The following is an 11,513-nucleotide window of genomic DNA, read 5'->3' as shown; positions in this document are numbered from 1 at the left end:
TGGGGTGGAACTGCTAACAACGTAATGGGCTGATCTCCGGAATTACCTCTTATCTTGCAGACATGTCCCCGCGCACCCAGGTGGTGGGAATTGAGCCGCAGGGCGCGGCGTCGCTTAGCGCGGCATTCGCGGCAGGCGAGCCGGTGACCTTGGAAAGCGTTGATCCCTTCGTCGACGGCGCTGCAGTTAAACGAGTAGGGGTGTTGCCTTTTCAGATCCTGCAGGCAAATAGGCAGCGCGTGCGCTGGGACAGCGTTTCTGAAGGCGCTGTGTGCACCGAGCTGCTGGGGTTGTATCAGAACGAGGGCATCATTGCCGAGCCCGCCGGCGCGCTTTCGGTGGCAGGTCTGCGCGAGCTGGAGTTAGCGCCAGGCAGCGTGGTGGTGTGCGTGATATCCGGCGGTAACAATGACGTCTTGCGCTATGCCGAAATCATGGAGCGCTCGCTGGTGCATCGCGGCTTGAAGCACTACTTCTTGGTTAATTTCCCGCAGGAACCAGGCCAGCTGCGACATTTCCTGCAGGATATTTTGGGCCCGGATGATGACATCACGCTGTTTGAGTACTTGAAGCGAAACAATCGTGAGACTGGGGCTGCCTTGGTGGGACTTGAGCTGGGGCGTGCAGAGGACCTGAACGGACTGCTTGAGCGCATGGAAAGTTCCAAGATTCACGTCCAACAGCTGCATCCAGGCACTGCCGAATATGACTTTCTGGTGGCATAGGTAGACTGACACGCAGTGTTGACCAGCTATGAACGGCCCGTTCCGGGCGAGATTGAAAATGAGATCGAGATTAAGCACTCGCGCTTTATCACGCTCGTGGATCGAGTGACCTGTGAGAGTGAGGCGCGTGCGTTTATCGACGCCGCGCGCGAACGCTTCCCTGATGCCCGCCACCATTGCTCGGCGTATATCTACCACGTTGACGAAGCCAACCCAGTGGAGCGTTCCTCAGACGACGGCGAGCCTTCCGGCACAGCCGGAAAACCCATGCTTGACGTGCTGAAAGGCTCGGGAATGCTGGATATCTGTGCCGTAGTCGTGCGCTACTTCGGTGGCGTGAAGTTGGGCGCGGGCGGGCTCGTTCATGCTTATGGCGGTTCGGTCAGCGAGGCGCTCGAATTGGTCGAGCGCAGCACGCGGGCGCTGCGGGAGCTATATACCGCCGAATTCAGCCATGCCCAGGCCGGCCGCGTGGAAGCGGAGCTGCGCAATCGTGGTTATGAGATTACTGATACCGCATATGGTGCGGCGGTGACCTTTACTCTGGCTATCGAGCCCGGCGGCAGGGAAGACTTGGATGCCACGCTCGCCGCACTTTCCCAGGGCGAGGTGGAATCTAGCGAAGCCGGCACCGCCTGGGTGGAGCTTGGCGCCTAGGGGCGAGGGAAAGTCGGCGCTGCGCTAGAATGGCCGCCATGACTATGCAACGACGCCCCAACAATCCGATCGAGCTGAAGAAGCAGCAGGTTCGTAAGTACTCCCGGAACGGAGTAGTTAGCGTGGTCGGCGGCGTTGCTGGTGGCGTGCTGCTTGGGTGGGCCTTGTCTGGTTTCTGGGTCTTTATGACCTTGGGCCTTATCGTCGCCGTGGTTGGCGGTGCCTATAACTGGCGCAAGGTGCAAAAGATCGTCAACGAAAACCACAATTACTAGACCCGAAGGCTTAGATGCCGATCCAACCTGACTCAAAACCCGTCCGTATCGACGCCTGGGTGTGGTCTGTGCGCATGGCAAAGACGCGCTCGGAGGCTGCTGAGGCGGTGAAGGCGGGGCACGTAAAGCTCAACGGCAATGCGGTAAAGCCTGCCCAGCAGGTGGTTCCGGGAGATCGCGTACGTATCTGGCGCAATCACCACGAGCATGACTTGGAAGTCCTAGCCACCGTGGCAAAGCGCGTCGGAGCGCCGGTGGCTCGTGCGTGTTACATCGACCATGCGCCGCCGCCACCGCCGAAGGAGTTCATGCCTTCGGTTCCAGTCCGCGAGCGCGGCGCGGGCAGGCCTACCAAGAAGGAACGCCGCCAGATGGAAAAGTTCCGCGGCGGCTTCCGCTAGTTATTGGCCTCTTTTTTCTCCGTCTTTGAGGAGTGCGCGCGGTAATTCTGCAGCGCTTTGTAGCGGCCATTGAGGCGGCGCTTGCGGTCTTTGCGGTCTCCTGCAAGGGCAGTGGCCTCCACGTGCTGCTTGCCAAATTTATTAAGCAGCAGGTCGTCGATGAGGCGCACCTGGCCGGGGCGGAAGCGGTAGTTGATGGCGTCGTGTACGAAGGCGATGTCACCTGCATTCAGCAGCGACTTCAATTGGCTCATTGTGGTCACACCGTTGAGCTCCAAAATCTCTGCTAGGAAGCGGTAGTGCTCCGAACGCGAGCGCGGGAAGCGCCCGCCCATCAACACAGCCAAGACACCGGGCAGGGTCTCGGCGGAAAGCTCTACGTCTTCGCTGGTATCCGTGGAAGGATCTTTCAGCGCAGCAATCTGATCGAATTGCTGGTCCGCCAGCTCGATAAGCCCGGCGGCCAAGGTAAAGAGGCGGTCAACCTGCGCGGAAGGAGCCGCAGTGCCTTGCTTATAGCGGATATCGTGCTCGAACTCTGCCCACGCATGCTGCAGCGCGGTGCGTATTTGTACCTCAAAGGTCCAGCCTTCGTACTCTGCGAGCTCTTCAATCGCGTTGGTCACGCGCAGCACTAAATGGTGGGAGCCGTAGCCAAAACCGCCGGAAATGCGGGTCTCTGCGGCCTTATCCACCGAGCGCACCACCGCAAAGGAATCGCCCAAGACCTCGAGCGCCTGGGGGATAGCGGTGGAGTGGAAGACCGTAATGCGCACGCCGAGAACGTCGTGGATGTCTTCCCAGGGTCTGGGGTAATAAAGCTCGCCGTTTGCGTGGCGCTTTTTGGCCTTGGCTTTTAGCGATGGCCAGCGCTTGACGCGGGCGGAGGCGCGGTCGAAGATAACGCCGGCGTCGTTAAGCAGGTCCTCGATGGCCTCGTTGAAGTCTGCTTCTGCTCGTGGATGCCGGCGAACCCACTCGTGATACTGGTTGCTCAACCGAGAGATGGCGGATTCCTTCACCCCGCACCGACCTCCTGACTTTTTGCTTAAGCATGCGTTTATTCCCCTAAGCTTCTAGAGGAAATCCGTTAGCCCATAATAGTGGTTCGGGCGCAAGAACCGCACCGCGCAGGCGCCTTTGCTCGTTTAAGCGCCGTGACCAGTGCCGGACGCGCTTTAGCGGCGAGTCATGCAAGGCCACCACCGTGGCGGGATCCGGAACCAGGTAGTACAACGTCTGCCGAGCTGTTGCATGGGTTAAGCGGCGCAGGTGCGAGTCCATGATGCTGAAAGTCTGCGGATGCGCCAACCACGCACTAGCCTCGGCGCCGCGGGCCTGGATTTGAATGCCTTCCTCGCAGCCCGGCAGAATCTCCGCCGCGCAACGGGTGCGAAAGCGCAGTCCTTGGGCAGTAAGAGCGCGCCTTTGCAGGTTCGCTGCCGCCAAGTCCCACGCTTGGCGGGTGCTCAAGCCGAAACCGCTGATAGTGCGATGCGAAACAAAAGCCCGCGGAGCGTGTGCGGAGGTGTCTGCGAACTCGTCGCGCTGAAGGAATAGCACCGAAAGCTGGCGGGAGAGCTGCACTCCAGCGGGAGTATCGCCAAAGCCCTGGTCCGTCAAGGTAGCGCCCGAAAAGTCCTTCCGGCGCGCTAGGGCCGGCAGCAACCCCGCTAGGGCGATGGCCTCGAAATCTAGCGACTCAAACTTTTCCGGCGCAATGGCAGTGGTCATGGCGTGTGTCCTCCCCGCAGGACGAATATTTCACTTTCTGCACTAATTGGACTGCCATTTCCCGCCATCGGTTCCCAACGGAGTAGGAGAGTTTTAAAAAGGCGGCTGCTCGTTGAGCTGGAGTTCTTCCAGCAGCTTCGACGCCGGCCACAATGCGATGTCCTGGCCTTTTTCGATGAGCTCTTCGGCGCGCTTTTCCTTCGAGGTCTTCGTCGCCCACTCGCCGAGGACCAGAATGGTGGTCTTTTTGGTGACGTTCTTGCCAATCTTGCCGCCGCGCTCAGCGATGCCCTTCCAGAGCAGACCTTTATCGAAAGGCTCAAAGTCACCGGTCAGAGTTACGTTTTGGCCAAAGAGCGCGCCTTCCGGATCCGCATCGAGGTTCGGGTCCGGAATGGTATCCGGTGTGGCTACCGACTGCCACGGAGCGGGTCCGCGGCCGGACTTCTTTTCCTTTCCGCCGGCCTTTGCGTCGGTCTTAGTACCCGACTTACGGGTCTTGTCGCGGAAGTCCGTGCCAGCGCCAAGGTCGGCCGCAGAGGTAGGCGCGGTATGCGCGCGCAGTACCGGCAGAATTGCCTCTTTATCCAACTTGCCGAGGCTAAATTCGCGGGAACGGAAGAGCTCATCCACCGAGCCCACGTGCCCAAAGCGCCGCGCAAGGTCCGCGACGATGACGCCGGCTGCGCGGGCGTCGGCAGTTGCCTCGTGGTGTTGGAAGTCATCGGCACCACAGAATGCCGCCACCGTGGGCAGCTTGTGGTTGACCACATCGATAACGCCGGCAGAAGAGGCATCGCGAGCCAGTGCTAGCGAACATGCCAAAGTGATCTCCGGAATCGAACCGCCAGCCTTCAGCAGGCCCTGACGCAAAGCGGTGGAATCGAACTGTGCGTTATGCGCGACTAAAACATCGCCGTCCATGAACTCAAAAAGTTCCGCCGCGGCCTCTGCAAAAGGCTGGGCACCCTCGACGTCGGCAGGCTTAATGCCGTGGATCGAGATGTTGATATCGGCGAACTTCTCAAGGCCCGGCGGGGGAGTACACAGCCAAGTGCGGGATTCGGTTTCCTGCCCATCGCGGAAACGCACCGCACCAATCTGGCACACCGAACCCCAATCATCGTTGGCGGTTTCCACATCAACGGCGGTGAAGTTCAGCCCGCTGACCGAGGCCGCCTCCGCCGGCGCCTCACCGCGCAGCGCAGCCTCGACCGCACGCGCGAAAGCCGCCGCGTCCTGATTGGGGGCAAAGGCAATGCGCTTGCCGACGCCGCCTAATTCCACGTATCCAAAGCCCGCCGCGGTGGGGGCGCAGACGGTGACATCGGTGACGTCGCTTAGCGCAACCTGCTCCTGTTTAGCCTTGCCCAGGCAAGCAGAAAGCAAAGAAGCTTGGAAAATAAGCTCCTTATTCGTGACATCGATGCGGGTGGCGTGGGCGTGAAAAGACACGAACTACCTTTCCGGGGAAAATCGGAGGAAAATTTCTTAAGCGTCGAAGACTGGCGGCTCTTCCTGGCGCAGAATCAGCGTCGAGCGCGGTTGAACAGTGATCGTACCCTCTGCATCAATGTAGGTTTCCTCCGCGGGGTAGCCGCCGGAATCCGCCGTATCGACCATAAGCCGCCAGCGCGCGCCCAAGTCCTTGGTAGGCAGGGTGAACTCAATCTCGCCGTGGTGGGCGTTGAAGATCATGATGAAGGAATCATCGGTGATGCGCTCGCCGCGGGCAGTGGTCTCGGTGATTGCGTTTCCGTTGAGGTAAACCATCAACGCGCGGCCAAAGTCATGATCCCAGTCGTCCTGCGTCATCAGCTTGCCAGAGGGCACCAGCCAGGCGATGTCGCGGTCCTGCACGTCGGAGCCCAGCGGGCCACCGGCCAAGAAACGCTGCCTGCGGAAGACCGGATGCGCGCGGCGGATGGCGAGCACACGCTTGGTAAAGCCCAGCATCGCCTCGGACTTTTCTTCTTCCAGCAGCGACCAATCCATCCAGGAAATCTCGTTGTCCTGGCAATAGACGTTGTTATTGCCGCCCTGCGTGCGCCCGAACTCGTCGCCGTGGCAAAGCATCGGCGTGCCCTGGGAAAGCAACAAGGTGGTCAGGAAGTTGCGCACCTGCCGGCGGCGCAACTTCTTTATCTCTTCGTCCTCGGTAGGCCCTTCCACGCCGTGGTTCCAGGAACGGTTGAAGGACTCGCCGTCGCGGGAGTCCTCGCCGTTTTCCTCATTGTGCTTGTCGTTGTAGGTGACGAGGTCCCGCAGCGTAAATCCATCGTGGGCGGTGATGAAGTTGATGGAAGCGGTAGGGCGGCGGCCATTGTTGCCATAAAGATCGGAAGAGCCGGTAAGCCGCGAGGCAAACTCTCCCAAGGTGGCGGGCTCGCCGCGCCAGAAATCGCGCACGGTGTCGCGGTACTTGCCGTTCCACTCGCTCCAAATCGGTGGAAAGTTTCCCACTTGGTAGCCATCATGGCCCACGTCCCAGGGCTCCGCGATGAGCTTTACTTGGCTGACCACGGGGTCTTGTTGCACGAGGTCGAAGAAGGTGGCGAGCTTGTCGACGTCGTCAAGCTCCCGCGCCAGCGTCGCCGCCAGGTCGAAGCGGAAGCCGTCCACATGCATCTCCGTGACCCAGTAGCGCAGCGAATCCATAATCAGCTGCAGCGAGTGCGGATGCCGAACGTTAAGGGAATTACCGGTGCCAGTGTAGTCCATGTAGAGGCTCTTGTCCTCATCAACCAGGCGATAGTAGGCGTGGTTATCGATGCCGCGGAAGGCGATGGTGGGGCCTAGATGGTTGCCCTCCGCGGTGTGGTTATAGACCACGTCGAGGATGACCTCGATGCCTTCCTCATGGAAGGCACGCACCATGGCCTTGAACTCCGCGACGGCCTCGCCGGGCTTTTTGGCATAGGCATAGTCCAGGTGAGGAGCGAAGAAGCCGAAGGTGTTGTAGCCCCAGTAGTTGCGGAGGCCGAGGTTGCGTAGGCGATCATCCTGCAGGAACTGGTGCACCGGCATCAGCTCGACGGCGGTGACGCCGAGCTCCTTGAAATAGTTGATGATCGCTGGATGCGCCATGCCCGCGTACGTGCCTCGCAGCTCCTCAGGCACGTCGGGATGGCGCATAGTCATGCCCTTGACGTGGGCTTCGTAGATGACCGTCTCATTATCAGGGGTGCGGGGGCGGCGGTCGCCGGCCCAATCGAAGAAGGGGTTGATGACCACCGAAAGCATGGTGTGGCCGAGGGAATCTTCAGTGTTGCGGCCGGTGCCTTCCTCTTCGGCGTGGATGTCATAGGAGTAGAGGGAGGCGTCGCCATCGAAATCGCCGTCGAAGGCCCTAGCATACGGATCTACCAGCAGCTTTGAGGGATCGCAGCGCAGGCCATTGGCGGGGTCATAGGGGCCATAGATGCGATAGCCATAGCGCTGGCCCGGGCCAACGTTGGGCAGGTAGGCATGCCAGACGTGGGCTGTTATTTCATTCAGCTCGACGCGCTCTTCTTTTCCTTCGCGGTCGATGAGGCAGAGCTCGATTTTTTCGGCGATTTCAGAAAAGATGGCGAAGTTTGTACCGGAGCCATCGAACGTGGATCCTAGTGGCGCGGGTTTTCCTGGCCAGGCTTGGGTAGGGCAGACAGCGGTTTCAGTCATGCCCTAGAGCATAATTAATTTTCCGTGCCCGCGAGCGGGTTGCGCAGGCCGTTTACGATGATCTCGACGCCGCGGTGGATATCTGGGCGGTGGTCTACGGGGGATTTATCCGCGGCGTCTGCAGAGGCTGTGGCCTTAGCTGACTCTGCCAACTGCTGGCGCGATTGTTCCATCTGGGTAGCGCCCAAGACTAGGTGCGCGATGGCTAGCGACGCCGCCTGAACCTCGGCTTCCAAGGCGCAGTGGCCTTCGACTGACTTAAATGAGGCGGCGATCTTTTCGGTGAGTACTTCCCAAGTCCCGGAATCAGGGTAGGCGAGGCCCGCGCTGGCAACCTCTGCGCCATCGCGCCAGCTGAGTAGGGCAGAGTGCAGGCTCTTTGCGACGTTTAGCGGGCTCGTGCCGGAAACAGGCGCCAGGATTTTCTCGGCCATGGCGGCGATGAGCGCTTGCTTGTTGGCGACGTGCCAGTACAGCGCGCCGGGCGCTACGCCGAGTGCGGTGGAGACTCTGCGCATCGTAACGTCCGCGAGCCCGTAGGAATTTAAGAGCTCGAGGGCAGTCGAAAGAATACGGTCTCGGTCTAATTGCACGCTGTTATCTTACCCGTCCGGCTGTCGGTGCATCCGTGCGGCACGGCAGGTGTATAAGGCCTGTGCGCCGAATAGTGGTGACTGGCTTAACATTTGCCAGTAAATGTGTAAGAAAAGGCCTAAGTTCACAGGCTTCTTTGAGGGATCCGACATGTATTCCGCACCTTCGACTTGTTAGGATGAGGCGGAAAGAAAACTGGCTCAGGCTGTTTCGCTCGCGCTGAATCGGCGACCATTCGGAACCGATTTACAGCGACCTACATTTAGCCTTGACGCCAGCCATCGTAAATATTTCAGGAGCCTAACCCTTGTCTTTTCTAACCCCTGCGAAGAAGTCCCTCGTTGCTGTAGCCATGGTTCTGCCGATGACCCTCGTTGCCTGCGGTAACGACGAAGAAGCCAACAACGCTCAGGGTGGCGACAAGACCACCGCCACGAAGACCACGCAGGCTTCCAAGGATGCGGACAAGTCTGCTGCTCCGAGCAAGGAAAAGAAGTCCGAGGACAAGGACGCAAACAAGGATAAGAAGGACGGCAAGGACGCAGAGAAGAAGGGAGGCGCAGACAAGGACTCCAACGCAGCCGCTGCGGAGGAGACCCTGGCTAACCCATTCGAGGGTGGCGCCAACCCGCTTGAGAACGCCGCGCCGGTCGCTCCGGTTGAGGGCGCTCCGGCAGAGCAGGGAGATGTCGACGGCATCAATCAGCTGGTCCGTGGCCTCTACGAGACCAAGACCATGCGCCAGTTCTTCAAGTACATGCCGGATCACACCTGCTCCGCAGTGCTGAACGCGCAGGGCTCTGAGGTTGCCAACATGGACTACAACCAGATCCCGGATGTTCCGATGAACGAGCTGAAGAACATGCTCGCAGCTTCCGGCCAGGACACCTCCCAGCTGGATGGCTTCGACTGGAACGCAATTGGCGTTGAGTCCATCAACGACGTTGTTGTCAACGGTGACGATGCTTCCGCAACCGTCAACGTCAACACCAACGAAGGTCTGGATAGCTCCACCATGCGTTTCCGCCGCGAGAACGGCAACTGGACCTTCTGTGGCGAGGTCTAAACTCTCCGCGGAGAAAATAGCGTCAAACAAGGCGCTGTAATTTATAAGGAGGGAGTGCTTTGGCACTTCCTCCTTTTCGTTTTAGTTCTTTCGAGTCAGGCCTTATAAAGAAATGGTGTCCAAGTCCAAGTTTCGTATTCCTCGCTCCATCGGGTTCGGTGCGGGGCTGCTTGCCCTAGTCCTTGTTGTCTATTCGGTAGTGGGGGCGGTGTGGGGGATGTGGCGCCCGACTCTTACCGGCCGTGAAGTAGAAGACGGCGGCTATGCCATCGAAAATGTTGCTGACGTGCAATTTTCTTCCTTCATTGTATTCGCTGTCCTGGTGGGTTTCTTGGGGCTTTGCTTCGGGCTGTTTTCTTATATGCGCGGCGCGGCGTTCCGCGGCGTCGGGCAATTGCTGTGGTGTGGGGTGGCCTGCCTGGCAGGTGCGGCGGCTTTCTATGTGGTTGGCGGGGTAACGGCGCATTCCGCGCCGGCGGATCCGGGGCAGGTGGTCCAGTTTGTGCCAAAGTTTGCCCCGGGGATCGCGTGGGTGGTTTCGCCGTTTATGGCGATGTTTGCTTATTGGTCGGCGGCCTTCGTGGATGTGCCGGGCGTAGATTAGAGGCCGAGGATGCGGGGCTCGGGGGTATACATTATGTGTAATTTGCTGGACGTGTGGCGGGAATCATGCTGTGGAGTAAACCAGCATTGTTCCAGCTATGCGGGTCGATTTTGTCCAAAAGCTAAATAAGCACGGAAAAACCATTGGTATTTCGGGGTGGGTGCGACACAATGAAAAATAAGTCACACTAGTGAAAAGTTGTATCTCTCACCACCGAGGAATTTTCCCATGGACTATGTATTGGCTCTGGGTGAAAACCCAGACTTTCCTATCTGGTTGCGGGCCTCGCACCTCATCAACTTCGTACTCATCGGTATGCTGCTGCGCTCCGGCATCGAAATGCTCTCTTCCTTGCCGCGTCTGTGGTGGCGCAGTGATTGCGCGCCTGGCACCGAGTGGATCAAATTTACAAAGCGTGAGCTGCCCAAAGAGGAGGGCGTTTACACCTCCCTTATGGATGAGCTTTCGGTCTCGCCGATGCTTTCCCTGCCCGGCCGCGAGAACATCGGATTGGGCCGCCACTGGCACGGCGCCGCGGTGATGCTGTGGGTGCTCAATGGCTTTGTCTACGTTACCCTGCTCTTTGCCACCGGCCTGTGGCGCCGGCTGATTCCGACCTCCTGGGATATAGTCCCTGAGGCCTGGGAATCGGCCAAGGTCTACTTGAGCCTGCAGGCACCCTCGCTGGAGCACTTCACGCCATACGACGCCCTCCAGCAGCTCGCGTACTCCTTCGTCATTTTCATCCTGGCGCCGTTTATGATGCTCACCGGCGTAGCCATGGCCCCGGCCGTGCGAGTGAAGTTCCCTCGCTACGTGAAGTTCTGGGGTGGCCACCAAGGTGCTCGCTCCCTGCACTTCATTGGAATGGTGCTGATGAGCGCGTTTATTGTTGTGCACGTCTTCCTCGTGTTCTTCGTTCACCGCGAGCACAACATGGTCCACATGGTCTTCGGCGACGTGAGCGTGGAGCGCTACGCGCAGGCCTTTACCACCGTGGTCTTTACCATCGTGGTGGTCATTTTGTTCTGGATCTTCTTGTCCTACTGGTCCCTGGCGGATCGCGCCCGTGCCCAGCGCATCGTGGTGAAGTTTACCGAGCTCGGCCGCAAGCTCTTCCTGAACTGGTTGAAGGTTTCGCCTTCTACCCAGCAGGCTTATACCGATAAGGACATTTCCAAGTTTCACTGGACTAACGGCCTGCCGCCGACGCCCGATGAGTCGCCGGAGTGGACCAAGTTCCGCGAGAATGACTGGAAGGGCTACGAAATCACGCTGGCTGATGACATTAATGGCGTAGAGAAGGTCGTCACCATCGAGCAGCTACGTGAGTTGCCGCAGCAGTCCTACGTGGCAACGCATACTTGCATGCAGGGTTGGTCGGCGACCTCCCGCTGGGCTGGGCCTTCCATCGAGGACGTGCTAAGCCTGTTGGGACCACGCCCAGAAGGCGCCAACTACGTCATGGTCGAGTCCTATGGCCTAGCGCAGAAGATGTACGACAACCGCCCGCGCGAGCCCTTCTATGCCTGCTTTAGCATTGACGACGCCCTGGATGCACAGTCTGTCATCGCCCTGTCCCGCAACGGCCATGAAGTCGACATCCATCTCGGTGCCCCGGCGCGCTGCCGCGTGGAATCCAACCACGGCTACAAGGCCGTGAAGTGGGTTTCCAAGGTTAGCTGGATCGCTGATTACGCAGGCTACGGCGACGGCCGCGGCGGTACCCGCGAGGATTCTGCGCTGCAGGCGTTCAACGGCCGTATCTAAGTTCGGGAATCTAACGGCAAAAGT

The 11,513-nt window shown here is 59.3% G+C and carries 11 protein-coding genes and 1 pseudogene; 7 read left to right on the top strand and 5 right to left on the bottom strand.

All coding sequences use genetic code 11. The features are described from left to right. Window positions 1-26: 26 nt before the first annotated feature. The 4 genes and pseudogenes from HMPREF2888_RS12035 to HMPREF2888_RS12020 form a co-directional block, all read left to right on the top strand. Window positions 27-725 (top strand): annotated as a pseudogene (locus HMPREF2888_RS12035) (pyridoxal-phosphate dependent enzyme); the annotation flags it as partial. 15 nt (window positions 726-740) lie between these two features. Next, window positions 741-1,382, top strand: coding sequence for a YigZ family protein (locus tag HMPREF2888_RS12030; protein WP_061923401.1), 642 nt, complete (start codon window positions 741-743; stop codon window positions 1,380-1,382). Window positions 1,383-1,420: 38 nt separating this feature from the next. Further along, entirely contained in the window at window positions 1,421-1,657 is a 237-nt protein-coding gene (locus tag HMPREF2888_RS12025) for a hypothetical protein (protein ID WP_061923691.1), read from the top strand. Window positions 1,658-1,671: 14 nt separating this feature from the next. Further along, entirely contained in the window at window positions 1,672-2,058 is a 387-nt protein-coding gene (locus tag HMPREF2888_RS12020; RefSeq protein ID WP_061923398.1) for an RNA-binding S4 domain-containing protein, read from the top strand. Here HMPREF2888_RS12020 and HMPREF2888_RS12015 read toward each other — a convergent pair. The 5 genes from HMPREF2888_RS12015 to HMPREF2888_RS11995 all read right to left on the bottom strand — a co-directional run bounded on the left by HMPREF2888_RS12015 (window position 2,055) and on the right by HMPREF2888_RS11995 (window position 8,048). Further along, on the bottom strand, window positions 2,055-3,080 hold the full coding sequence (locus HMPREF2888_RS12015; RefSeq protein WP_061923395.1) for a GTP pyrophosphokinase: 1,026 nt from the start codon (window positions 3,078-3,080) through the stop codon (window positions 2,055-2,057). The two genes, HMPREF2888_RS12020 and HMPREF2888_RS12015, sit on opposite strands and share 4 nt — an antisense overlap. A gap of 46 nt (window positions 3,081-3,126) precedes the next feature. After that, entirely contained in the window at window positions 3,127-3,792 is a 666-nt protein-coding gene (locus HMPREF2888_RS12010) for a hypothetical protein (protein ID WP_061923393.1), read from the bottom strand. A 93-nt stretch (window positions 3,793-3,885) separates the two neighbouring features. Beyond that, window positions 3,886-5,247 (bottom strand): 3'-5' exonuclease, encoded by a 1,362-nt coding sequence (locus HMPREF2888_RS12005; protein ID WP_061923389.1) that lies wholly within the window; start codon window positions 5,245-5,247, stop codon window positions 3,886-3,888. 36 nt (window positions 5,248-5,283) lie between these two features. Next, the gene (gene glgX / locus HMPREF2888_RS12000) at window positions 5,284-7,455 is read right to left on the bottom strand and encodes a glycogen debranching protein GlgX (RefSeq protein WP_061923386.1); all 2,172 of its coding nucleotides are present in this window, start codon (window positions 7,453-7,455) and stop codon (window positions 5,284-5,286) included. 14 nt (window positions 7,456-7,469) lie between these two features. Further along, on the bottom strand, window positions 7,470-8,048 hold the full coding sequence (locus HMPREF2888_RS11995) for a TetR family transcriptional regulator (RefSeq protein WP_061923383.1): 579 nt from the start codon (window positions 8,046-8,048) through the stop codon (window positions 7,470-7,472). A gap of 308 nt (window positions 8,049-8,356) precedes the next feature. Between HMPREF2888_RS11995 and HMPREF2888_RS11990 the strand changes: the two genes are divergently transcribed. The 3 genes from HMPREF2888_RS11990 (at window position 8,357) to HMPREF2888_RS11980 (ending at window position 11,489) form a co-directional block, all read left to right on the top strand. After that, entirely contained in the window at window positions 8,357-9,115 is a 759-nt protein-coding gene (locus HMPREF2888_RS11990) for a hypothetical protein (RefSeq protein WP_061923380.1), read from the top strand. Window positions 9,116-9,230: 115 nt separating this feature from the next. Further along, window positions 9,231-9,719, top strand: a complete 489-nt coding sequence (locus HMPREF2888_RS11985) for a hypothetical protein (protein ID WP_235591056.1) — start codon at window positions 9,231-9,233, stop codon at window positions 9,717-9,719. A gap of 228 nt (window positions 9,720-9,947) precedes the next feature. Continuing rightward, entirely contained in the window at window positions 9,948-11,489 is a 1,542-nt protein-coding gene (locus tag HMPREF2888_RS11980) for a molybdopterin-dependent oxidoreductase (protein ID WP_061923374.1), read from the top strand. Window positions 11,490-11,513: the final 24 nt, after the last annotated feature.

The organism is Corynebacterium sp. HMSC077D03, assembly GCF_001808545.1.
Classification (GTDB): Bacteria; Actinomycetota; Actinomycetes; order Mycobacteriales; family Mycobacteriaceae; genus Corynebacterium; species Corynebacterium simulans.
This window is presented reverse-complemented; position numbering and strand designations above follow the sequence as displayed.